The sequence below is a fragment of the Streptomyces macrosporus genome (genome assembly GCF_039533145.1).
Taxonomy (GTDB): domain Bacteria; phylum Actinomycetota; class Actinomycetes; order Streptomycetales; family Streptomycetaceae; genus Streptomyces; species Streptomyces macrosporus.
Window position 1 is genome coordinate 164,847 of the sequence record NZ_BAAASZ010000023.1, and the last position, 21,915, is coordinate 186,761.

Consider the following 21,915-nt stretch of genomic DNA (forward strand, 5'->3'; position numbering starts at 1 on the left):
CCTCGCACACGTCGGTCGACGCGGCCGGCCGGGTGGACCGTCCGCGGTCCCCGGTACGGTAGGAACTCCCCCTGAGGGAGGTTCAAGCCTTGTCACCTGACGGCACGTGGAGCATCGGGGAACTCGCCGAGCGGGCGGGCGTCACCGTCAAGACCGTCCGCTTCTACTCCGACCGCGGGCTGCTGCCCGAGACCGTCCGCAGCGCCGGGGGCCACCGCCGGTACGGGCCCGAGGCGCTCGACCGGCTCCGCCTGATCCGCTCGCTGCGCACGCTCGACCTGCCGGTCCCGGAGGTGGGCCGGGTCCTGGAGAAGGAGGGCGCGCTGGAGGACGTCGTCGCGGAGCGGCTGCGGGAGGTCGGCTCGCAACTGACCGCCCTGCGCTGGCGGGAGGCCGCCCTCCACCTGCTGCGGGACTGTGCCCCCGAGGAGCGGGCCGACCGGCTGCTCCTGATCGGATCCGTGACCATCCCGCCCAGCACGGCCGCGCCGGCACGGTTCTGGAGGCGCTGGCTGCCCCCGCGGCTCCCGGCCCGGCTGGTCTCCGCGATCCTCGAACAGACCGTCCCACAGCCGCCCGCGGACCCGACCCCGGCCCAGGTGCTGGCCTTCGCCCGGTTGCACGCCCTCGTCTCCACCCCCTGCTCGGGGGACTCCGACAGGGGCCAACCCGCGGCGCACCGGCCCGGCGAGGGCTACCGTCCGGCCGTGCTCTACGAGGGCCTCACCGAGGCCTACGCGCTGGCGGCGGCGGAGATGCGGGCGCGGCGGGCACCGCGCCAGGGGGAGGCGCTCGACTGCTTCGTCTCCGTCTACGCGCGCTCGCGCGGCACGCGCGACACCCCCGCCTTCCGCCGCCGGCTCGCCGAACAGCTCGCCGCGGACCCCCGCATCGACCGCTACTGGCAGCTCACCACCGAGCTGACCACCCCGCCGTCCGGCGTGCCGGAACCGAACCCCGGCACCGCCCACGACTGGCTGTGCGCCGCCCTGGACGCCCAGGTCGCCCGCTCGACCTCGACCGCCTGACGGCCGCCCCGCCCGCCGGGGTCTCCGGTCAGGACGGCCGCGGCTCCCCGTCCCCGAGCGGCACCGCGTAGCCGGGGACGGACGGCCACCGGACCGTCAGGACCACCGACTCCTCCTCCGCGTACCAGGAGTGGTCGACGCCGCGGCCCCACACCACGTAGTCGCCCTGCCGCTCCAGCACGACGTCGTGGCCGGGGAACTCCATCCGGAAGCGGCCGCTGATCAGGACCAGCAGGGCCGTCCGCCGCTCGCCGCGCACCCACCGCGCCCGCCGGTCGCCGCGCGGATGGACGCCCCACTTGATCTCCACGTCCTCGCTGTGCCGGGGGTCGTCGGGGTCCTTGAAGTGCCCGAGGAGCCAGCCCCGGTCCAGTGCCGCGTCCTTGCCCGCGTTGCCCACGTACACGTCGTCCATGGTCGCGGACGCTAGCAGCCGGGGGCGGAGGCGCGGTCGCCGCCCTCACACCGCGCACGGGCCCGGAGCCGGCGCCCCGGACCGCCGCCGCACCAGGTCGACGAAGACCGCCGCCGCGCCCGTGAGGGGGACGCGGGAGAACACCGTCACCGCGCGGCGCCAGGGCGGGGCCAGGCGCGCGGTGACGCACTCCACACCCGTGGTGACGTGGGAGGGGACCAGCGTGATGCCCGTGCCCACCGCGGCCATCCGGACCGCGGTCGAGGTGTGCTCGGTGCGCACCACCGTGCGGGGGACGAACCCGGCCCGCTCGCAGGCGACGTCCAGCAGGAGCCGGCCGTCGACCACGGGTTCCATCGCGCAGCGCACCCACGGCCGCCCGGCGAGTTCGGTCAGTGCCACGGTCTCGCGTCCGGCCAGCGGGTCGTCGTGGGGCAGGACCACGACGATCTCCTCCTCGCCCACGTCCACCACCGGCCCCGGCCACGCCTCGGGCCGATAGCCGACGGCCAGGTCGGCGACGCCGCGCTCCAAGCGGTCGCGCAACTCCTCGACGGTGGCGTACTCGTGCAGGACGAGCCGCACGCCGCCGTGCTCGCGGCCCCAGCGGGCGAAGACCTCCGGCAGCAGCCCGACGGCGATCGCGTGCACGGTGGCCACGTGCAACTCCCCGCCCTCCGCGCCGGCCGCGGCCCGTGCCGCCCGGCGGGCCTGCGCGGCGCTGCGGACGGCGCGTTCGGCGTGCGGCAGGAAGGCCCGGCCCATCGGCGTCGGCCGCACCCCGCGCGGCAGCCGCTCCAGCAGGGGGCCGCCGACCTCCCGTTCCAGCGCCCTGATCTGGTGCGAGAGCGCCGACTGCGTGACGTGCAGCAACTCGGCGGCGCGGGTGAAGGAGGACTCCTCCACCACGGTGAGGAAGTACTCCATCTGACGGAGACTCACGGCCACCCTCCCCGGAACGCCCCCACGGCACCCTGCGGCCATGAAGGAAGTTCATGACCCCCGCAAGATTATTGCCTTGGACGTCACGCCTTCCGGGGGTGGAGAGTCGGGGCATGAACGAGACGGACGTGATCGTCATCGGCGGCGGCACGGGCGGCTACAGCACCGCCCTGCGCGCCGCCGCCCTCGGACTCGACACCGTCCTCGCCGAACGCGGCCTGGTCGGCGGCACGTGCCTGCACCGCGGCTGCGTCCCCAGCAAGGCGATGCTCCACGCGGCCGAACTGGTGGACGGCATCGCCGAGGCCCGCGAACGGTGGGGCGTGAAGGCCACCGTGGAATCCGTCGACTGGGCCGCGCTGACGGCGACCCGCGACGACATCGTCTCCCGCAACCACCGGGGCGTGGAGGGCCACCTGTCCCGTGCCGGCGTGCGCGTGGCGCGCGGCAGCGCCGAACTGACCGGGGCGCGCACCGTTCGAGTGGGGAGCGAGGAGTTCACCGCGCGCCGGGGCGTCGTCCTGGCCACGGGCTCCAGGCCCCGGACGCTCCCGGGTCTGGAACCCGACGGCGAGCGGATCGTGACCAGCGACGAGGCCCTGTTCGCGCCCGGCCCGCCCGGCTCGGTCCTGGTGCTGGGCGGAGGCGCCATCGGGGTGGAGTACGCCTCCCTCCACCGTTCCCTCGGCGCCGAGGTCACCGTCGTGGAGGCGGCCGACCGGCTGCTTCCCCTGGAGGACGCCGATGTCGGCCGCCACCTGGCCCGGGGGTTGCGGAAGCGCGGCATCGAGGTGCTGACGGGCGCCCGACTGCTGGACGCCGGCGTGCGCCACGGGGGAGTGCGCGCCACCGTCCGCACCGCGCGCGGCGAAACCGTGACCCGGGAGGCGGAGCGGCTGCTGGTCGCGGTCGGCCGTGTTCCGGTCACCGACGGGCTGAACCTCGCCGCCGCCGGACTCGCCACGGACGAGCGCGGCTTCGTCGCCCCGGCCGACTGGTCGCGGTTGGAGACCGCCGTCCCCGGCGTCCACGTCGTCGGCGACCTGCTGCCGCCGCCGTCGCCCGGACTGGCGCACGCCTCCTTCGCCGAGGGGCTGCTCGTCGCCGAGACGCTGGCGGGCCTGGCCACGCCCGTCCTGGACCACGCGGCCGTCCCGCGCGTGACGTACTCCGGCCCGCAGACCGCCTCGGTGGGCCTGACGGAGGAGCAGGCCCGCGCCCGCGGCGTCGACCCGGTGACCAACACGGTGCCGCTGACCGCCGTCGCCAAGGGCATGGTGCACGGGCAGGGCGGCATGGTGAAGATCGTCGCCGAGCCGTCCGGCCCGGTGCTGGGCGTGCACCTGGTGGGTCCCAACGTCTCGGAGATGATCGCGGAAGGGCAGCTCGTCGTCGGCTGGGACGCCGAGCCGGCCGACGTGGCCCGCCACATTCACGCCCACCCCACCCTCTCGGAGGCGGTCGGCGAGGCGTTCCTGACCCTGGCGGGGCGGGGTCTGCACCAGTGGTGAGGCCCCGGCCCGCCCGCGCGGTCAGCGCCCGGTGTCGGGGGAGACCCAGGAGCCGGTCTCGGCCGAGCGGGCCATGGCGTCCAGGGCGGCGGCGCTGTGGACGGCGTCCGCCAGGGTGGCGCCGTGCGGGGTGCCCTCGGCGACGGACCGCAGGAAGTGGTACGCCTCGATGACCTTCAGGTCGTCGTAGCCCATGGCGACGGCCGAGCCGGGTTGGAACGCGGCGTAGAGCCCGTGGCCCGGGCCGACGTAGACGGTGCTGACGGACTGGTCCTGGTAGGCGCCGCCCGTGCTGACGCCCAGTTCGTTCATGCGGCGGAAGTCCCAGAACACCGCGCCCTTGGTGCCGTGGATCTCGAAGCCGTAGTTGTTCTGTTCGCCGACGGAGACCCGGCTGGCCTCCAGGACGCCCCGCGCGCCGGTGAGGGCGCCTCCCGTGGGGGAGAAGCGCAGCAGGCAGGAGACGTAGTCCTCGTTCTCCACCGGTCCCATCTCCCCGCCGCCGGCGCGGGCGTGGCCGGAGGTGGCACCGGTGGGGCGGGCCCGCTGGGTCAGGAAGATCGCGGTGTCGGCGGTGAGCGACTCGATCTCGCCCACCAGGTGACGGGCCAGGTCCACCCCGTGCGAGGCCAGGTCGCCCAGGACGCCGCTGCCGCCGCGCTCGCGCTCGTACCGCCAGGTCAGCGCGGACTCCGGGTGCGCGGCGTAGTCGCTGAACAGGCGGATGCGCACATGGGTGACGGTGCCCAGCTCGCCGGCGGCGATCATCTCGCGGGCGGCCGAGACGGCGGGCGCGTGGCGGTAGTTGAAGCCGACCGCGCTCTGGAGCCCGGCCTCGGCGACGGCGTCGGCGACCGCCTGTGCGTCGTCGGTGGTCAGCCCGACGGGCTTCTCGATCCAGATGTGCTTGCCGGCCCGCGCCATGGCGACACCGATCTCGCGGTGGAGGAAGTTCGGGGCGGTGATGCTCACCACGTGCACCCGCGGATCGGCGGCCACCTCGCGCCAGTCGCGGACGGCGGTGGCGAATCCGTACCGCTCGGCGGCCTCCTCCGCCCGGCCGGGGACCTCGTCCGCGACCGCGACCAGTTCCGGGCGCACCCCGAGCTCGGGGAAGTGATGTCCCAGCCGGGCGTAGGCCTGGGTGTGGGCGCGTCCCATCCAGCCGAACCCGACCACCGCGACGCCGGTCACCGCTCTGCCCATGGTGTTTCCGTTCCTCTTCCGGGGACCGTTTTTGGACCGGTCCAAACGACGTCCACAACTGTGATCTCCGCGCTTGACGCGTGTCAATACCCCTATGACAAGCTGACGGCCATGCTGTGCAGCCCGTGGAACGGTCCAGAGAACGGTTCGGGGAGCGGCTCGGAGAGCGGTACGGAAGATGCCTGACGCGGTCGACCGCCCGGCGGAGCCCTCCAGGCCGCCGACGATCCGCAGCGTCGCCGAGCGCGCGGGGGTGTCGAAGTCCCTGGTCTCCCTGGTGCTGCGCGGCTCCCCGCAGGTGCGGCCCGAGAAGCGGCGGGCCGTCCTGCGCGCCATGAAGGAGCTGGGCTACCGCCCCAACGTCGCCGCGCGCAGCCTCAGCGAACGGCGCACCCGCACGGTCGGGGTGCTCCTCAACGACCTGCGCAACCCCTGGTTCGTGGAACTCCTCGACGGCCTGACCACCATGCTGCGCGCCAACGGCCTCCACGTCCTGCTGGGCGACGGCTACCTCAGCCGCCGCATCGGCGAGGACCTCACCCGCACCTTCGTGGACCTGCGGGTCGACGGCATCGTCGCCGTCGGCACCCTCCCGGACCCCTCCGCCCTGGCCGAGGTGGCGGACCGGACCCCCACCGTCGTGGCGGGCGCCCGTGAACCGGCCCTGCCCCGGGTGGACATCGCCGCGGGCGACGACGGGCTCGGCGCCCGGACGGCCACCGAGCACCTCATCGACCTCGGTCACCGCTCCGTCGCGCACATCGGCGGCCGCGGGCTGGCCGGGGAGCTGCGCCGCGGCGGCTACGAGGAGGCGATGCGCGCGCACGGCCTCGCGGACGCCGTGCGGGTGGAGCCGAGCGACGGCACCGAGGAGGGCGGCTACCGGGCCGCCGTGCGGCTGCTGGGCGGGCGGGAGCGTCCCACCGCGATCTTCGCGTACAACGACATCGCCTGCGTGGGCGCGCTGACCGCCGCCGCGGAGCTCGGCTTCGAGGTCCCCCGCGACCTCTCCCTCGTCGGCCACGACAACACCTACCTCGCGCGTCTGCGCCACCTGTGGCTCACCACCGTCGACAACGCCGGCTACGACGTCGGCCACCAGGCCGCGCGCTCCCTGCTGGAGCGCATCGCCGACCCGGGGCGCCCCGCCGAGGTCCACCTGTCGACCCCGGTCCTGGAGGTCCGCGGCACCACGGCCCCGCCGCGGTAGGCACGACCGTCACGCCGTCCGGGGCCGCCGCGGGCCCTGAGGCGATCGGGTGGAGATGGCGGCACGCGGCCGGGCGTCACACCGTGGCCTCCCGGCGACGGGATGCCCTATATGCACAATTTCATACGAGTTCCCGTAGAGGATCGCGGAGGTTTCCGGCCACTGCAAGGAGGGCACCCGCCCGCGACCGTCCCCCGGCCGAAACCCCGACGGCGATCCCGAAGGTGACGAGGAAGGGCCACGATGCTCGTCAGCCGTAAACCGTCCGCGGCCCTGCCGGCGCCGCCCCCCACCGGCCTCCGCCACACGAGGTGGAACGCCGCGTGAGGCATCCGATGGCCACGATCGAGCCGGGCGCCCCCCGCCGCGCCCACGACCCCCCGCCCGGACCGGACCGGTCCGCGCCGGGGGAGGGGTCCCGGGAAGGCGACCACGGCGACCAGGAGATCCGCCCCCGGGTGGAGGAGGTCCTGCGGCGCTACGTGGCCGAGCGGTGCGAGGAGGCCGAGGGCGTCGACGACGTCTTCCGCGCGGAACTCGCCGCCGCCGTCTCGACGTTCGCCCTCCGCGGAGGCAAGCGGATGCGCGCCTCCTTCCTGTGGTGGGGCTGGCGGGCCGCCGGAGGCGCCCCCCACGACGAGGACGCGGCCACCGCCCTGCGGATCGCCGCGGCCCTGGAACTGCTCCAGACCTGCGCCCTGATCCACGACGACGTGATGGACGACTCCGCGCTGCGCCGCGGCCACCCGGCCCTCCACGTCGACTTCGCCCACCGCCACCGGCGGGACGGCATGCTCGGCAACCCCGAGAGGTACGGGACGTCGGTGGCCACGCTCGCCGGCGACCTCGCCCTGGCCTGGGCCGACGACCTGTTCGCCGAGGCCCTTCCGGACGGCCCGGCCCGCCGCAGGGCCCAGGGACCGTGGCGGGCGATGCGCACCGAGATGGTGGCCGGCCAGTTCCTCGACCTGCACACCCAGGCCACGGGCAGGCCCTCGGCGGCCACGGCCCTGCGCGTGGCCTACCTCAAGAGCGCCCTCTACACGGTCGAGCGCCCCCTCCACCTGGGAGCGGTCCTCAAAGGGGCCGACGACGAACTCGTCGGCGCGCTGCGCTTCGCGGGGCACAACGCGGGACTCGCCTTCCAACTGCGGGACGACCTCCTCGGCGTCTTCGGCGACCCGCGGCGGACGGGCAAGCCCGCGGGCGACGACGTGCGCCAGGGCAAGACGACCTACCTGGTGGCCCTCGCCCTGGCCCGTGCCGAGGCGCTCGGCGACGAGGAGGCCCGCGCGGTCCTGCGCGAGAGCCTGGGCGATCCCACCCTCACCCCCGAACGGCTCGCCCGCTTCCGGGACGTCCTGACCCGACTGGGGGTGCGCGCCGCCGTGGAGGAGCGGATCGAACGGCTCGGCGAGATCGCCGTGCGCCGCCTGTACCGCGTCTGCGACGACCCGGTCGTCGCCCGCCGGCTGACCGCCATGGTCCGGGCGGCGGCGGGGACGGACGGCGAGGCGTTCCCGGCGCCGGGAACGGAGGCGAGGTGAGGGCCGTCGGCGGGCGCACGGACCACGTCGTGGTCGTCGGCGCCGGTCTGTCCGGGCTCTCCGCGGCCCTCCACCTGCTCGGCGCCGGACGCCGGGTGACGGTCGTCGAGCGGGAGACCGCGCCCGGCGGCCGGGCCGGACGCCTCGACGCCGGCGGCTACCGCATCGACACCGGCCCGACCGTCCTGACCATGCCCCACCTGATCGACGAGGCGTTGGCCGCCGTGGGCGAGTCCGTCGACAAGCGGCTGGAGCTGCTGCCCCTGCACCCCGCCTACCGCGCCCACTTCGCCGACGGCTCCCACCTGGAGGTGCACACCGACGCCGGGGCGATGGAGGAGGAGGTACGGCGTTTCGCCGGGCCGGCCGAGGCGGCGGGCTACCTGCGGCTGCGGCACTGGCTGGAGCGCCTGTACCACGCGCAGATGCGGCGCTTCATCGACAGCAACATCGACCACCCCCTCCAACTGCTCCACCCCGACCTCGCCCGGCTGGCGGCCCTCGGCGGCTTCGGACGGCTGGAAGGACAGGTGAGACGGTTCCTGACCGACGAACGCCTGCGCCGGGTCTTCACCTTCCAGGCCCTCTACGCCGGAGTGCCGCCCGCCCGGGCCCTGGCCGCCTACGCCGTCATCGCCTACATGGACACGGTCGCCGGCGTCTGGTTCCCCCGCGGCGGCATGCACGCCCTGCCCACCGCCCTGGCCGCCGCGGCCCGCGACGCGGGAGGCGAGCTGCTCTACGGGTGCGAGGCGACACGCCTGGAGAAGCGGGCCGGCCGGGCCGTCGCCGTGCACACCCGCGACGGCCGCCGCATCCCCTGCGACGCGGTCGTCCTCACCCCCGACCTCCCCGTCGCCTACCGCCTGCTGGGCCGCGCCCCCCGCCGGCCGGTGCCGCTGCGGCACTCGCCCTCGGCGGTGGTGCTCCACGTCGGCACCCGGCGCACCTGGCCCCAACTGGCCCACCACACCCTCTTCTTCGGCGACGCCTGGCGGAGCACCTTCACCGAGCTGACCCGCACCGGACGGCTGATGAGCGACCCGTCCCTGCTGGTCTCCCGCCCCACGGCCACGGACCCCACCCTGGCCCCGCCCGGACGCCACCTCCACTACGTCCTGGCGCCCTGCCCCAACACCACCACCGGTCCGCTGCCCTGGCCCGAGGTGGCACCCGGCTACCGGGACCGCGTCGTGGCCGAACTGGAACGCCGGGGCCTGACCGGGCTGGGGCGGGACATCGAGGTGGAACGCCTGGTCACCCCCGAGGACTGGGCCGCCCAGGGGCACGCCGCCGGCACCCCCTTCTCCGTCGCCCACACCCTCCGGCAGACCGGCCCCTTCCGGCCGCGGAACCTGGTGCGGGGCGTGGACAACGCCGTCCTGGCCGGCTGCGGCACCACCCCGGGCGTCGGCGTGCCCACCGTGCTGATCTCCGGCAAGCTGGCCGCCTGGCGCATCGTCGGCCCGCCCCGGCCCGCCCGCCGCGCCGGACGTCCCGCGCCCACCGTCCCCGCCGCCGGCGAGGAACGGCCGTGACCGCCCGGGAGTTGGACGCCGCGGGCGTGACCGATCCGCGGCTGCGCCGGGCGTACGCCGTCTGCCGCGCGCTCAACGCCCGCCACGGCAGGACCTACTTCCTGGCCACCCGTCTCCTGCCGCCCGCCCGCCGCCCCGCCGTGCACGCCCTGTACGGCTTCGCGCGGTGGGCGGACGAGATCGTCGACGACACGGGCGGCGCGCGGACCGTCGAGGAACGCGCCCGCGCCCTGGCCGCGCTGGAGGAGGACCTGGCGGAGGCGCTGCGCGCCGGACCGCGCGCCGACACCCCCGCCCCCGTGCTCCGCGCCCTCGCGCACACCGCCTCGGTCCACCGCATCGACCACCGGCTGTTCCACGACTTCATGGCGTCCATGCGGATGGACCTGGACGTCACGGACTACCCCCGCTACGCGGACCTGTACGCCTACATGCACGGCTCGGCCGCCGTCATCGGACTCCAGATGCTGCCCGTGCTGGGCACCGTGGGCCCGCGCGAGGAGGCCGAACCCCACGCCGCGGCCCTGGGCGTCGCCTTCCAGCTCACCAACTTCCTGCGCGACGTGGGCGAGGACCTGGACCGGGGCCGGGTCTACCTCCCCGCCGAGGTCCTCGACCGGCACCGCGTCGACCGCGACCTGCTGCGCTGGTGCCGCGACACGCGCCGCGGCCACCCCCGGGTGCGCGCGGCCCTGCGCGAGGTCGCCGAGCACACCCACTCGGTCTACCGCGACGCCCGTCCCGGCATCGCCCTGCTCGACCCCGTCGCCCGGCCCTGCATCCGCACGGCGTTCGTCCTCTACGGCGGCATCCTGGAACGGATCGAGGCCGCCGGCTACGCCGTGCTGCACCGCCGGGTCGCCGTGCCGGTCCGCCGCCGCGCCGCCGTCGCCCTGGACGGCCTGGCCCGCCTCACCGCCGCCCGGCTGCGCCGCCGCATCGCCCCCGGGCGGCCCGCGCCCGCCGCGGCCCGCCCGGTCCCTGGGAGGAACGCCCTGCCATGACGTCCGACACGCCCCGAAGCGCCCGGCCGGAGAACCGGCGCCCCGCCCTCCGTCTCCCCCGGCGCGGCCTGCCCCTGCGCCTGGCGTCCCCGGTCGACTGGGCGAGGCAGCGGCCGACCTGGCGCGAGGCGTCCCCGGCCGTCATCGCCGCCGCGCTGAAACGGGCCGCCGCCCGGCCCTCGGGCAACTGGTACGTCCTGGGCCCGTCGGAGCGGATCCGCCCGGGCCGCCCCTTCGGACGCACCGTCGCCGGCACGGAGGTGGTCGCCTGGCGCGACGCGACCGGACGCCTGGTGGCCGGGCCCGGCGCCTGCCCCCACCTGGGGGCGCCCCTGCGCGAGAGCCCCGTGTGCCGCGGCCGTCTGGTCTGCCACTGGCACGGTCTGGCCCTGGACGGCCGCGGCACCGCCGGCTGGGAGCCCTTCCCCGCCCACGACGACGGGGTCCTGGCCTGGGTCCGGCTCGACGCGGCCGGCGGCGAGGAACCGCTGGACCGGCCGGTGCTCCCGGACCGTCCGCCGCGGGCCGCCTCGCTGGTGGCGGTCACCGAGACCGCGGGCGTCTGCGAGCCGGAGGACGTCGTCGCCAACCGCCTCGACCCCTGGCACGGCGCCTGGTTCCACCCGTACTCCTTCTCCGACCTGACGGTGGTCCAGGCCCCGAGCGCGGGCGCGGACCCGGCCGGCCCGGAGGAGGACCGCTTCGTCGTCCGCGTCACCTTCAAGGTCGGCCCGCGCGGCGCGGTCCCGGTGCGCGCCGTCTTCACCTCCCCCGAACCGCGCACCGTGGTGATGCGCATCGTCGAGGGGGAGGGCACGGGCTCGGTGGTGGAGACCCACGCCACCCCGCTGGGCACGGACGACCGGGGGAGGCCCCGCACCGCGGTGACCGAGGCGATCCTCGCCACCTCCGACCGGCCCGGCTTCGCCCTGGCCCGGGCGGCGGCCCCGCTGCTGCGCCCGCTGGTGCGCCGTACGGCCGCACGCCTGTGGCGCGACGACCTCGCCTACGCCGAACGGCGCCGGCACCTGCGCGGCACGGGCCGCTTCCCCGGCTGACGTCCCCGCACACACCCCGGCCGGCTCACCGGGCGGACGCCGCCAGCGCCCTCAGCACCGCCGACCGACCCGCCAGGGGCACCGTCCACAGCGTCTGTCCCCGCACCCCCCAGCGCGCCAGGAGCGCGTTCGCCGCCAGGAAGCCGGTGGTGGCCGCCCGTTCCATCAGCGCCACCGGCAGGTCCACCCGGACGCAGTCCCCGGCGAGCACCACGCCCGGGTCGGGGGTGCGCACCGGCGGACGTTCGCCGAAGGAGCCCACCGCGAACAGCGGGCAGTCCGCGCGCCACTCGTGCACCGCGTCCACCACGCGCGCCCGGCGCGTCTCCGGCCACAGCCGGCGCAGCTCGGCGAGCAGCCGCTCCCGGACGGCGGCGCGGTCGGCGCCGGGCGGGACGGCGTACGCGTGCAGCTCCACCACCGAGCCCCCGGTGCGCCGCGCCCACCGGGCCGCCTCGCCCTCCCACCGCTCCAGCACGCTGACGTTGTCCAGCGGGCCGTAGCCGCTGGTGCCCAGGAATCCGGGCCGCTCCGGGCGGACCGGACGGTCCAGCCACAGCCGCGACACCAGGAACGGCGGGGCGGTGCGCAGCCGTCGGACCCGCTCCCGCCAGGCGGTGTCGCCCAGCCGCGGGGAGCCGGCCACCACGTGCCGCAGACCGGCGGTGTCCAGGGCCAGGACCACCGCGTCGAACCGCCCGACCGCGCCGTCCGCCGACCGCACCGCGTACGTTCCCGAGGCGGTGGGGGAGACCGACTCCACGGCGGTGCCGGTGCGGAACTCGGCGCCGTGGCCGCGCAGGTACTTCTCCAGCGGCTCCCACAGGGCGGTCGGGAACGGCTCGTTCACCACGTCGAAGAGCAGGCCCTCGGCGGAGCCGAGGAAGTAGATGTGGAACATCAGCGCCAGCTCGGCCGCCGACAGCTCGTGCGGGTCGGCGAAGAAGCTGCGGGAGAACACCCGGAACGCCAGGTGCCGGGCGGCGGCGGGGAAGCGGACGCGGTCGAGGAAGTCCGCGGCGCTGATGCCGTCGAGCCGTTCGAACACCTCCGGCACCCGCACGTCCAGCAGCGGGAGGGCCGCCGCCGGGGCCATGCGCAGCAGCCCCGACCAGGTGAACGTGGGGCTGAGGAGGGCGAAGCCGAGCGCGTTCCACGGCGGGGTGCGGGGCACCCGCGCGAAGCCGTCCCGCGCTCCGTCACCGTGCTCCAGCGGATAGTCCGGCAGCCCGGAGAGCATTCCCAGGGAGCCGTCCACCCGGCGCAGCAGTCCGCGCAGGTTGTAGTACTGGCGGAAGACGGCGTGGAAGCCCCGGCTCATCGTCGCCGCGGACCCGTCGGCCAGCGTCACCGGCCAGCCGGCCAGCCGGCCGCCCAGGTACGGCTCCCGCTCGTGGACGGTGACCCGCGCTCCCCGCTCGGCCAGCGCCGTGGCCGCCGCCAGCCCCGCGATGCCCCCGCCGACGACGGCGACCCGGGGAGCGCCCCCCGCGATCGACGGCCGTCCCGGCACCGGGGGCAGGACGACGGCGCGGCGGTCGCGCCCGCGCCGGGCGGTCGTGCGGTGGGTCGTTCGTCCGCGGCGCGGCAGGGACATGGCGGGTACTCCCGAAGAAGGCGGGCGGGGCGGGAAACGGAGGGGGCGAGGAGACCGGACACGGCGACCATAAGGCCGTCAGGGCCTCGGAACGACGGCGTCACGCCGCCGCAGCACGGGCAGTTCCACCGCCGAGCGCAGCATGGGCCACACGGGGGTGCTCGACCCGATGGCCACCTCCTCCCACCACCGGGAGCGGCCGTCGAGGAACCGCAGCAGGCGGTCGGCGGGGTTGCGCAGGAACAGGTCGCCGAAGAACCGCGCCCCCGACACCCGCCCGGTGGCCAGGGCCCGCAGCAGCACCGCGTCCATCGCCCGGTGCCGGGCGGCGTGCGCCGGGGGCGGCACCGGGACGCGCCCGCGGCGCCAGGCGTCGGCGATGGCGTCGCTCTGCCGCTGGACGGCGGCGAAGGTGTAGCCGGTGGCGGGCCGGGTGGCTCCGCCCGCCGTGCCGATGCGGAAGACGCGGCGCCCCGCGCGGCGCGGGAAGACCGCGTCCGTCATGGGGATGACGCCCTGTTCGGTCTCCACCACCGTCGTCTCGCCGAGCCCCAGCACCTCCCCGGTGTAGTGCCGCAGCGCCCGCTCGTACTCCTCCCGGCGCAGCGGCGCGGCGGAGAACTCGGTGTACTCCACGAGCGCCTCCCGCCGTCCCAGCGGCAGGACGTAGCCGAAGGACAGACCGCGCGCCGGCTGCGGGGTGCGGAAGTCCATCAGCTCCACGGCGGACGGGTCGAAGGCGTCTGCGGCGCAGCGCACGAACCAGCCGCGGAAGTGCTGGAGCAGGGTGGTGCGCGCGGCGGGAAGCCGGTGCGGAGGGCGGGAGTCGAAGGCCCAGCGGGCCCGCACCCGCACCGGGGCGCCCGACGGGTCCGTGCCGTGGACGACGGCGCCGCCCGCCGGATCGTCCCGCACCCGGTGGACCGTCGCGGTCAGCCGGCGCAGTCGGGGCGGACGCGCCAGCCGGCGCTCCACCAGTTCGGTGAAGTCCGGGGAGCGGATCATCTTGTAGCGCACCGCGCCCAGCGGGACCTCGGCGGTGCGCCCGTCAGGGCAGCGCACGCGCAGCCGGTCCCAGGAGGCCCGGACCGCCGCCTCGTAGGGGCCGGCCCCGCTCTCCCAGAAGCACCAGGTGCGCGGCGGGGTGCGGACCCCTCCGTCGTCGGGCGCCTCGACCACCGCCACGGTGGGGGCGGCGCCGCGCGGATCGGCGGCGCCGGCCAGCCGGTGCGCCAGCGACAGCCCCGCGGCGCCCGCGCCCACCACCGCGATGTCCACGTCCACATCGGTCACCCGGAGGGTGTTCCACACCGCTCCCGCCCGCACACCGCCGGATCGGGCGAAGCGCGTAGGATCACCGCTGTGCCGGCAGCGTCCGCCGCGATCCGCCGCGATCCGCCGCGATCCGTCGAGATTCACCGAGATTCGCCGCGCCGGTCGCGTCGGCGGGCCCGGCCGCCGGAGGGAAGCGGACGCCACCCGGCCCGCTTTTGCCTGTGAGGCAAAATTTTTGCCTCACAGGCAGGTTTCTGGCTCAATCGTCGTGTGAGTTCCCCACGCGAGGACGAGACCGGCGGACTGCCGCCGCAGATCGCCTCCCGCCTCCGTGACCTGCGCCGACGGAGCGGGCTGACCCTGGAGGCCGCCGCGCGGCGCGCCGAGCTGTCGCCCGCGCACCTGTCGCGTCTGGAGACCGGCGGTCGCCAGCCCTCGCTGCCGTCGCTGCTCGCGCTCGCCCGGATCTACGGCACCACCGTCTCGGAACTGCTCGGCGAGACGCCCCCGGAGCGGGACCCGATCGTCCGGACCGACCGGGCGGAGGCGGTCACGGCGGACGGCTGGACCTACCGGCAGGCGGGCGGGTCGGGCCGGGCGATGCAGGCGCTGCGGGTGCACGTGCCGCACGGCCCGCGGCGCGGACACGACCTGGTGCGGGTGCACCCGGGCGAGGAGTGGATCCACGTGCTGACCGGGCAGTTGCGACTGGTGCTGGGGGAGACCGAGCACATCCTGCGGCCCGGCGACTCCGCGCACTTCGACTCGCTCACCCCGCACCGGATCGCCGCGGCGGCGCCCGAAGGCGTCGACCTGCTGTTCGTCCACACGCTGCTGCGCAGCACCGTCGCCGAACTGTGCATCGGCGGGCCGGTCCCGCACGCGCCCTGAGCACCCCCGTCCCCCGACCCCGACGGCTCACCCCCGGTTCCGAAAGGCGACACCATGTCCGACCAGCAGCCCCGGCCCGCGTCCCGCATGAACGAGGAGAGGAAGTTCCCCCGCGGGGCCGTCGTCCGACTCTTCACCTACTTCGTGGCGACCCACGTCTTCGCGGCCTTCCTCTTCATGCTCTTCAAGCTGGGCGGCGGCGAGTGACGGCCGCGCGGACGGCGGAGGGCGCCCGATGATCCGGGGCGCCCGATGATCCTCGGACCCTCCCCGGCGACCCTCGGGCCGTGAGGCCGACGTCCGCCGCCCCGGCCCGACGCCCTCAGCAGGGCACCGGGCCGGGCACGGTCATGCGGAAGGGCCGCACGGCCACCGAGAGGCGGGGGACGGTGGTCGCCAGGGCCGGGAGCCGCTCCGACCACGAGACGACGGCCAGGGGCTCCCGGCGCAGGGTGCCCACCAGACGGCCGGGAACGAACAGCCGCCGTCCGACGGACCCCGAGAAGCCGGGCAGGGGCATCGGCACGGCCGGAAGTCCCAACCGGCCCGGCCGGAAGGCCAGTTCGGCCAGCAGGCCGGCACGGTCGCTCACCCGCACCGAGCGGTCCGTCCAGTCGAACTCGGCGAGTTCCTTGGGCAGGCCCCAGATGTCCCGTCCGCCCCGCACCGAGACGGGGTCGCTGACCCAGATGCGGTCGATCAGCAGTCCGGCCCGCGCGCCGCGCCGCACCAGGGGGCCGACGGCCAACTCGTCGTAGCGCAGGGTGCCTTCCCGGTACCGGACCAGCCCGACCACCAGGTGCGAGGAGCCGCCCGGCAGCGGGCGCAGGTCGGCGGGAACGGGTTGCCGGTGGCGCGCCGGGAAGACCCCGGCCCACAGCCGCCCCCGGAACCTCCAGGGAGCGGGCGGATGGGACGCCTCCTCGGCGGCGGGACCGGGCATGTTCCACGGCTCCTTCCTGGCACGGCCCCGACGCGGCGACACCGGCCGTGTCGGCTCTCCTGCGATGGTGGGAGCCGTACCCGGCGCGCGGCGGGCCATGCGGGGACGGGCGGTGCCGGCGGGAGGACGCACCGCGCGCGATCGTCCCGATCCCGACCGTCCGGACGGCGTGCACCAAGGGCGCGGAGGTCTCGACACCCCGTCCGCCCACCGGAGTTCGGGGGTCGGGGAAGGCGTCCCCCCGAGTGCCCCCACGACGACGGGTGGGTGTCCGGCGGTCGGACCGCCGGACACCCACCCGTGAACCGCGCTACCGTTACTGCGCCGTCGGGACGCTGGTCACCGGGGCGATCGCGGTGTGGCCGCCGGTGGTGCTGGACATGCAGCCCTTGGTCTGGCTGCCCATGTGCGGGAACAGACCGCCGAGGAGGCCGGGGGCGAGGTGCTCGGAACACATCTGGACGCCCGACTCGGGGCTGTCCGCCGCGACGGCGGGGGAGCCGACGAGCACGGCGGCGCACAGGCCGACACCGACGGCGGACATGCGGACAAAACGACGCATGGGATCCATCTCCTTTGAGACGTTGGGGATTTCCACCCTGACTCCGCCTCGGGGCCTTCGCTCGGTGGCGTGCTGCATTCGGCCCTTTCCGTCACCCGCGTCGGTCGCCGTTCCCATAGTCGGCACGCCGTGAACGCACCCATCAGGAGGACGAAGATCGACACGCACGGAGGACACGCGGGGGAACCCGCGACGGACCCCACCGCCCACGGCCCGCGCCCGGGGCGGCCGCTCGACGGCGGCCGCCTCCCGCACGGAGCCCGCGGGGCGGCGTGTCCTCCTCCCGGAGCCCGGCCTCCTCGTCCAAGGAGAGCCGGAGTCTGTGGTGTCACGGCTCTCTTGGGGGCCGGTCGGGACGGGAGCGGGCCGGCGGCCGACCGATGCAGGGGACGGACACATCGACCGCCGGCGGTGTCAGCGCCCGGCTTCCGCCGACCGCTGTGCGACTCCCTCACGGGTTGTGTCCCTCGCGTACCCACCCTCCGCGCGGACACTCACACGGACGATCGTCGATCCGTCCGCCGCCGGCCGCGGGCGAGGGCGTGCCACCGGACGACCGGAACGGCGGCCGAGGCGGTGGCCCCGGGCGTCACCGGCCGGACGGGGCGGTTCGCGCGGCGGCCTCCCGCAACCGGTCGTGGGAGACGGCGGGCACCGTGCGGCCGAGCCGCCCGGTCGTGGTGACCGCCGCGCACAGGGCGTTGAGGACCGCCTCCTCGGAGGCCGCCAGCACCGCGCCGAAGAGCGGGTCCAGCCGGTGGTCGGGCACCACGGCCGGACGGCCGTCCCGCGCCGGCGAGGTGCTGAACGCGATGCCGTAGTCGCCGCTGCCGTGGCCGTAGGAGGCGCCGACCCGGCCCAGGGCGAAGACCGCGCGCCGGGCCAGCCGGCCCAACTGCCGTGCGTCGAGCGGGGCGTCGGTCGCCACGACCACCACGCAGGAGCCGTCCTCGCCCGGCCCCGTGCCGTCCGCTCCGGCCGCCGCCTCCGTCCCCGCCGCCGCGTCCGGCGGATCGGGCGTGACGGCGACGCCCCCGATCCGCAGCGTTCCGCCGAAGTTGGCCTGCGTCAGGACGCCCACGGTGCAGGGGCCCGCCTCGTCCGGCACGACCCGACGGGAGGCGGTCCCGATCCCCGCCTTGAACCCCAGCGCGCAGGTGCCCGTGCCGGCGCCCACGCACCCCTCGGCCACCGGGCCGGTGGAGGCCCCCTCGATCGCGGCCAGCACGTCCTCCTCCCGGACCGGCCGGGCCCGGACGTCGGAGAGGTATCCGTCGTTGCACTCGCCGACGACCGGGTTGTAGGAGAGCACGTCGGCGAACTCCGGCCGGGACAGCATCCGGCTCACCATCGCGTCCGCGGCGCGGAAGGCGGACAGGGTGGAGGTGAGGACGATCGGCGACTCCAGCTGTCCCAGCTCGACGAGCTGGGTGGCGCCGACGAGCTTGCCGTACCCGTTCGCGGCGAACAGCCCGGCGGGCAGGGGCGTCCCGGCGGGCAGCGGCCCGACGCCCGCCGGGACGATCGCGGTCACCCCGGTGTGCACGTCCGGCGGGCGGCGGAGCGTGGTGTGTCCCACCGCGACGCCCGGTACGTCGGTGATCGCTCCGTACGGACCCGGCTCGCCGCCGTCCGTCACGATCCCCAGGTCCCGCGCCCGCCGTCCGTGCCGTGCCATGTGCCGTCCTCCCGGCCGTCCGCCGTTCCAGGCGGCCAGCATCCCACCGCCTCCCGCCGGGGTCGGACGTGGGGTTCAGCAGCCGCGCGGCTTCGTCCAGGAGCACTCCGCCTCCGCCTCCGCCGGCGAGGCGGAGGCGCGGGCGCCGCGCGGCAAGACGGTCTCCGTCCCCTCCCTGCCGTGCGAGGCCAGGGTGACCACCACGGCGTCCTCGATGTCCTTCACGGAGGAGGCGAGGTGGTTGTTGAGGACGACGCTGTAGAACAGCTCGCGGCCGTCGGCGTCGGTGACGTACCCCGAGAGCGCCGAGGCGCCGGTCAGGGAGCCGGTCTTGGCACGGGCGTTCCCGGCCGCCGGCGTGCCGCACATCCGGGAGCGGAGCGTGCCGCCCACCATCCGGTCCTTCGCGCAGGCCACCGGCAGGGAGGCGTACCACTGGTCGAACCACGGCGCGTCCCGCACGGCGACCAGCAGCCGCGCGAGCTGCCTCGCGGGCACGGCGTTCATCCGGGACAGGCCCGAGCCGTCCACCTGGCGCAGGGTGCCGGTGTCGACGCCCTCCTTCTCCAGGTGGTCCTCGACGGCGGCCAGCCCCGCGCTCCAGGTGCCCCGGCCGGAGGTCTCGTGGCCGATGGCCTTGACGAGCACCTCGGCGTGGTTGTTGTTGGACAGCTTCATGAACGGGACGAGCAGGTCCTTCAGCGGCATCGAGCGGTGGTCGGCGAGGACCGTGGCGTCCCGGGGCGTGGGCCTGCCCGTACGGACGCCGCCGGCGACCCGCACCCCGTGGTCGGCCAGCGCGTCGGAGAAGACCGCGGCGGCGTAGCCGGTGGGCTCCCAGACGCTGATCCACGAGGTCGTGGCGTCGGCCCCGACGGGGATGTCGCCGCTCACCACGATGGTGTTGCGGCCGTGTTCGCGCTCGATGGAGAGGGTGTCGGGCTCGCCCGCCGCGACGGTGGTCCCGCGCACGTCGACGGTGACGTAGTCGTTGGGCGGGGTGACGGTGACCTCCGGGGCGTCGCCGGGCTTCTCGCCGGGGACGGCCCTCACGCGGACGGTGCCGGCGTCGTAGTCGGTGTCCGGGGCGACGGTCAGCGGGGAGATCTGCGAGGAGTAGTAGGCGGATTCGTCGTCGGCGGCCCACGACCGGCCCAGCCGCCGGTCGTCGAAGCGGGTGTCGTCGGCGACCAACCGGCCGGTGACGTACCTGATCCCGGAGGCCGCGACCTCCTCGGCCAGCCGGTCGTAGTCCTCGGCGAGCATGGTGGGGTCGCCGGTGCCGCGCAGGTACAGGTCGCCGCGGAGCACCGGTCCGCGGCGGGTGCCGTCGGAGAGCACCTCGGTGCGGAAGCGGTGGTCGGGGCCGAGGATCTCCATCGCGGCGGCGGAGGTCGTCAGCTTGGTGTTGGACGCGGGCATCAGCCTGCTGTCGGGGTGGCGCTCGTAGAGGACGCGGCCGGTGTCGGCCTCGCCGACGACCACGCTCGCCGCGGCCCCCGCCAGCCGTTCGTCGGCGAGGATGCGGTCGATGGCCTCCGTGAGCCGGGTCTCGGCGGGGTCGTCGGCCCCGGCCGGCGAGCTCCAGGTGAGCGTCAGGGCGAGGCCGGCGACGACCGTCCAGGTCCAGGCCGTCCGGCCTCGGGTGCGTATGCCTGTGCTGCGTCTGGTCATGGCACACGAGGATTCCGTGGACGAGGGAACGCCGACAGACCGGGTGCGACCCGAAACTCCCGAGTTTCTTACCGGAATCAGGTCGGAATTTTCATGGCCAATCTCTCCGATCCTTCTCGTGTTTCTGTTCCGCATGGAGGCCAACTACCGTGCTGACGCGGTGCCTTGTGGGAGGTGTCACCGGAAAACTCATCCGGAACTTTTCCGGAAGGAAGCGTTGACGGTCTCTCAGGGTAAGCCCATACTCCATACCGATCGTTGCCGATCGCCATGGACCCGCCGTCCGATGCCCCACCGGACGGCGGGTGGCAGAGCCGCGAATGGCACATCCGGCCCGTCGGACGCCCCGTCCGCGCGGGCCACGGACGAAGGGACCGCAATGATCGACACCCCCCACACCACCGAGAGGCCCGGACCGCGGCGGAGACGCCCGCGGTCCGGGCTGCGCACCGCGCTGGTGCTGGGCGCCTCGGTGGCCCTGGCCGCGGCAGGCACCCTCACCGCGCTGACCGGCACGGCCAGTGCCGCCTCCACCCTCGCCGCCGCCGCGGCGGAGAAGGGCCGCTACTTCGGCACCGCGGTGGCGGCCAACCGGCTGGGCGAGTCGGCCTACGTCACCACCCTCAACCGGGAGTTCGACTCCGTCACGGCCGAGAACGAGATGAAGTGGGACGCCCTGGAGCCGTCCCGGAACTCGTTCACCTTCACCAACGCCGACCGGATCGTCAACCACGCGCAGAGCCGCGGCATGAAGATCCGCGGCCACACGCTGGTGTGGCACTCCCAGCTCCCGAGCTGGGTCGGCAACCTCTCCGGGAACGACCTGCGCTCGGCGATGACCAACCACATCAACCGGGTCATGGGCCAGTACAAGGGCAAGATCCACTCCTGGGACGTGGTGAACGAGGCCTTCGAGGACGGTTCCAGCGGCGCCCGCCGCAACTCCGTCTTCCAGCAGCGCCTGGGCAACGGCTACATCGAGGAGGCGTTCCGCATCGCCCGGGCCGCCGACCCCAACGCCAAGCTCTGCTACAACGACTACAACACCGACAACTGGAGCCACGCCAAGACCCAGGCCGTGTACAACATGGTCAAGGACTTCAAGGCGCGCGGCGTGCCCATCGACTGCGTCGGTTTCCAGGCCCACTTCAACAGCGGCAACCCGGTGCCGAACAACTACCACACCACCCTGCAGAACTTCGCCGACCTCGGGGTGGACGTCCAGATCACCGAGCTGGACATCGCGGGCTCCGGCTCCTCCCAGGCCGAGCAGTACCGCGGCGTCGTCCAGGCCTGCCTGGCGGTCTCCCGCTGCACCGGCATCACCGTGTGGGGCGTGACCGACAAGTACTCCTGGCGCTCCTCCGACACCCCGCTGCTCTTCGACGGCAACTACAACAAGAAGCCCGCCTACGACGCGGTCCTCGCCGCCCTGGGCGGCTCCTCCGGCGGTACGACGGGCGGTACGACGGGCGGCGGCACCGGTGGCAGCGGCGGCGCGTCGTGCACCGTCACCTACGAGGAGACCGACCGCTGGGGCGACCGCTTCAACGGCAGGGTCACCGTCAAGGCGGGAAGCAGCGCGATCGGGACCTGGTCGGTGACGGTCACCGTCGCCTCGCCGCAGAGGATCTCCGCCACCTGGAACGGCACCCCCTCCTGGGACTCCAGCGGCACCGTGATGACCATGCGGCCCAACGGCAACGGCACCCTGTCCGCCGGCTCCTCCACCAGCTTCGGCTTCACCGTGATGGCCAACGGCAACTGGACCGCCCCGCGCCTGGGCGCCTGCACCGCCTCGTAGCCCCCACATCCACAGCCCCGAACCATCCCCAC

Annotated in this window: 19 protein-coding genes; 10 read left to right on the plus strand and 9 right to left on the minus strand. The window is 75.2% G+C overall.

What is annotated here, in order from left to right:
• Window positions 1–89: 89 nt before the first annotated feature.
• Window positions 90–1,028 (plus strand): MerR family transcriptional regulator, encoded by a 939-nt coding sequence (locus ABD335_RS16250; protein ID WP_344323433.1) that lies wholly within the window; start codon window positions 90–92, stop codon window positions 1,026–1,028.
• Window positions 1,029–1,056: 28 nt separating this feature from the next.
• Here the strand turns inward: ABD335_RS16250 and ABD335_RS16255 are convergent, their stop codons facing one another.
• Window positions 1,057–1,443 carry a cupin domain-containing protein gene (locus tag ABD335_RS16255; RefSeq protein ID WP_344323436.1) on the minus strand — a complete coding sequence of 129 codons (387 nt, stop codon included), beginning with the start codon at window positions 1,441–1,443 and terminating at the stop codon, window positions 1,057–1,059.
• A gap of 45 nt (window positions 1,444–1,488) precedes the next feature.
• The gene (locus ABD335_RS16260) at window positions 1,489–2,370 is read right to left on the minus strand and encodes a LysR family transcriptional regulator (protein WP_344323567.1); all 882 of its coding nucleotides are present in this window, start codon (window positions 2,368–2,370) and stop codon (window positions 1,489–1,491) included.
• Between the two features lie 128 nt (window positions 2,371–2,498).
• Here ABD335_RS16260 and lpdA point away from each other — a divergent pair, with 128 nt between their 5' ends.
• Window positions 2,499–3,896, plus strand: a complete 1,398-nt coding sequence (lpdA, locus tag ABD335_RS16265; protein ID WP_344323438.1) for a dihydrolipoyl dehydrogenase — start codon at window positions 2,499–2,501, stop codon at window positions 3,894–3,896.
• A gap of 21 nt (window positions 3,897–3,917) precedes the next feature.
• Here the strand turns inward: lpdA and ABD335_RS16270 are convergent, their stop codons facing one another.
• Window positions 3,918–5,102 carry a Gfo/Idh/MocA family protein gene (locus ABD335_RS16270; RefSeq protein WP_344323440.1) on the minus strand — a complete coding sequence of 395 codons (1,185 nt, stop codon included), beginning with the start codon at window positions 5,100–5,102 and terminating at the stop codon, window positions 3,918–3,920.
• Window positions 5,103–5,280: 178 nt separating this feature from the next.
• Here ABD335_RS16270 and ABD335_RS16275 point away from each other — a divergent pair, with 178 nt between their 5' ends.
• The 5 genes from ABD335_RS16275 (at window position 5,281) to ABD335_RS16295 (ending at window position 11,459) form a co-directional block, all read left to right on the plus strand.
• Window positions 5,281–6,312: a LacI family DNA-binding transcriptional regulator gene (locus ABD335_RS16275; protein WP_344323442.1), complete on the plus strand. Its 1,032-nt coding sequence runs from the start codon at window positions 5,281–5,283 to the stop codon at window positions 6,310–6,312.
• A gap of 323 nt (window positions 6,313–6,635) precedes the next feature.
• Complete coding sequence (locus tag ABD335_RS16280) at window positions 6,636–7,859, plus strand: polyprenyl synthetase family protein (protein ID WP_344323444.1); 1,224 nt, start codon at window positions 6,636–6,638, stop codon at window positions 7,857–7,859.
• Entirely contained in the window at window positions 7,856–9,397 is a 1,542-nt protein-coding gene (locus ABD335_RS16285) for a phytoene desaturase (RefSeq protein WP_344323447.1), read from the plus strand. Before ABD335_RS16280 ends, ABD335_RS16285 begins: the two co-directional genes overlap by 4 nt.
• Window positions 9,394–10,401 (plus strand): phytoene/squalene synthase family protein, encoded by a 1,008-nt coding sequence (locus tag ABD335_RS16290; RefSeq protein ID WP_344323449.1) that lies wholly within the window; start codon window positions 9,394–9,396, stop codon window positions 10,399–10,401. Before ABD335_RS16285 ends, ABD335_RS16290 begins: the two co-directional genes overlap by 4 nt.
• Window positions 10,398–11,459, plus strand: coding sequence for a DUF5914 domain-containing protein (locus ABD335_RS16295; RefSeq protein WP_344323450.1), 1,062 nt, complete (start codon window positions 10,398–10,400; stop codon window positions 11,457–11,459). The genes ABD335_RS16290 and ABD335_RS16295 overlap by 4 nt, the downstream gene beginning before the upstream one ends.
• A 25-nt stretch (window positions 11,460–11,484) precedes the next feature.
• On the opposite strand, the gene ABD335_RS16300 is transcribed toward ABD335_RS16295, so the two are convergent.
• On the minus strand, window positions 11,485–13,056 hold the full coding sequence (locus ABD335_RS16300; RefSeq protein ID WP_344323452.1) for an FAD-dependent oxidoreductase: 1,572 nt from the start codon (window positions 13,054–13,056) through the stop codon (window positions 11,485–11,487).
• Window positions 13,057–13,134: 78 nt separating this feature from the next.
• Entirely contained in the window at window positions 13,135–14,349 is a 1,215-nt protein-coding gene (locus ABD335_RS16305; protein ID WP_344323454.1) for a lycopene cyclase family protein, read from the minus strand.
• A gap of 252 nt (window positions 14,350–14,601) precedes the next feature.
• Between ABD335_RS16305 and ABD335_RS16310 the strand changes: the two genes are divergently transcribed.
• Window positions 14,602–15,222 carry a helix-turn-helix domain-containing protein gene (locus ABD335_RS16310; protein WP_344323457.1) on the plus strand — a complete coding sequence of 207 codons (621 nt, stop codon included), beginning with the start codon at window positions 14,602–14,604 and terminating at the stop codon, window positions 15,220–15,222.
• A gap of 54 nt (window positions 15,223–15,276) precedes the next feature.
• Window positions 15,277–15,429, plus strand: a complete 153-nt coding sequence (locus ABD335_RS16315) for a DUF6126 family protein (RefSeq protein WP_344323459.1) — start codon at window positions 15,277–15,279, stop codon at window positions 15,427–15,429.
• A 115-nt stretch (window positions 15,430–15,544) separates the two neighbouring features.
• On the opposite strand, the gene ABD335_RS16320 is transcribed toward ABD335_RS16315, so the two are convergent.
• The 4 genes from ABD335_RS16320 to dacB form a co-directional block, all read right to left on the minus strand.
• Window positions 15,545–16,165: an acetoacetate decarboxylase family protein gene (locus ABD335_RS16320; RefSeq protein WP_344323460.1), complete on the minus strand. Its 621-nt coding sequence runs from the start codon at window positions 16,163–16,165 to the stop codon at window positions 15,545–15,547.
• A 316-nt stretch (window positions 16,166–16,481) separates the two neighbouring features.
• Window positions 16,482–16,727, minus strand: coding sequence for a hypothetical protein (locus tag ABD335_RS16325; RefSeq protein ID WP_344323461.1), 246 nt, complete (start codon window positions 16,725–16,727; stop codon window positions 16,482–16,484).
• A 589-nt stretch (window positions 16,728–17,316) separates the two neighbouring features.
• Window positions 17,317–18,405: a P1 family peptidase gene (locus ABD335_RS16330; RefSeq protein ID WP_344323462.1), complete on the minus strand. Its 1,089-nt coding sequence runs from the start codon at window positions 18,403–18,405 to the stop codon at window positions 17,317–17,319.
• 75 nt (window positions 18,406–18,480) lie between these two features.
• Window positions 18,481–20,079, minus strand: a complete 1,599-nt coding sequence (gene dacB, locus ABD335_RS16335; protein WP_344323464.1) for a D-alanyl-D-alanine carboxypeptidase/D-alanyl-D-alanine endopeptidase — start codon at window positions 20,077–20,079, stop codon at window positions 18,481–18,483.
• A gap of 379 nt (window positions 20,080–20,458) precedes the next feature.
• Between dacB and ABD335_RS16340 the strand changes: the two genes are divergently transcribed.
• Window positions 20,459–21,883, plus strand: coding sequence for a glycoside hydrolase family 10 protein (locus ABD335_RS16340; RefSeq protein WP_344323467.1), 1,425 nt, complete (start codon window positions 20,459–20,461; stop codon window positions 21,881–21,883).
• The last annotated feature ends 32 nt before the right edge of the window (window positions 21,884–21,915 follow it).